A 1,275-nucleotide genomic window follows, 5' to 3' on the forward strand; every position below is an offset into this window, starting at 1 on the left:
AATCAGAGAAAAATTTCAGGCGCAAAGGTGTGTACTTTTTCTTTGCAATATTGTGTAGGAATGTCTTGCAAAACACATTTGTTAATACTTTCTTAGAATTCGAAGTTGTTCTTCCATTCTACATCCCGTTGGGGTTAGGGAAGACAATTACCCTAGGAAGTGACGAAGGGTTTTATAGTTATAGATTCGATGAGGTCATTGTCAACACCTCATTTAAATATCCATTTGAAAAGCCTGCCGAAATGTTAGATGTGCAAAAGACAAAATTAATAATGATGGTTGCAATACGATTAAGTTATAAAGACTTCTTGAAGGAGGCAGAATTTTATTACAATTACTATTTTGATAAATTAATTGATAATTTGAATACAATTGTAATCAGTTATATGATTGCGACAAAAGATGACGAGAGTCATTATTTAACAAAAGAAATGTTACCGTCTCATGTAGTAGTGTCAACGACAGATCTTAATACTTGGGAAAGCAATCGAGGATTATTCTTATTACACGAAAATGTTCCATATAAAAAAGGGCTACTGACCGAAGAAGAAATCAGAGAAATTATAAGAATGCAAGTAGTAGCGACTTACGAACTAAATCCTTTTGTTACAGGGGAGAAGTATGTGCTGTTCGCTAAAAGGTATATGAAGCAAGGATTTTATCAAGAAGCAGTACTGTATGCACAGGTAAGCGTAGAAGTATTTATTAGACAACTCTTTAAAGAGTTGCTTATAGAAGCAGATAACAAATTAGATGAAGAAGTAACCCAAATACTGGAGGACACCTCTTTTATGTCCATTATTAAAAGTAAACTACCACATTATCTTGGAGGTAACTGGAATATAAAAAATGAAACAACAGCAGTAGGAAAGTGGTATAAAAACACTTATCTCCTTAGAAATAGGGCTATACACGTTGGGAAAATCCCTGATTTTTCGGAATCATCTGAAGCTTTACACGATGCAATAGAATTTAGACAGTTTGTTTTAGAAAGAGTCGTAGCTAATAAACGGAAATACCCTACTTTAAGAAATTATTTTATTTAATTATGTTTATATAGGTAGCCTCATTTGAAATAATCAGCAGACTTAACTATAAAGTCATTAACTCTTAAATCAGGAATAATAGTGTTTGGAGTTAAAATATTATTCTGAGAGTGTAAAATATTTTGTGTAAATAGAAAAAAGGAAGTCCCTTCTGTAGAATAGAGTTACCACAACACATTCACAGAAAAGAGGACTTCCATATGAACGATTTTACTACAGAAATTCTAAA

1 protein-coding gene is annotated in these 1,275 nt (G+C 32.3%); it reads left to right on the forward strand.

The window, feature by feature from the left end; genetic code table 11:
- On the forward strand, window positions 1-1,046 hold a 1,046-nt coding region (locus PVE40_RS12760; RefSeq protein ID WP_274732312.1), incomplete at its 5' end, for a hypothetical protein.
- Between the last annotated feature and the right edge of the window lie 229 nt (window positions 1,047-1,275).

The sequence above is a fragment of the Jeotgalibaca caeni genome (genome assembly GCF_028863945.1).
In the GTDB taxonomy this organism is placed as follows: Bacteria; Bacillota; Bacilli; order Lactobacillales; family Aerococcaceae; genus Jeotgalibaca; species Jeotgalibaca caeni.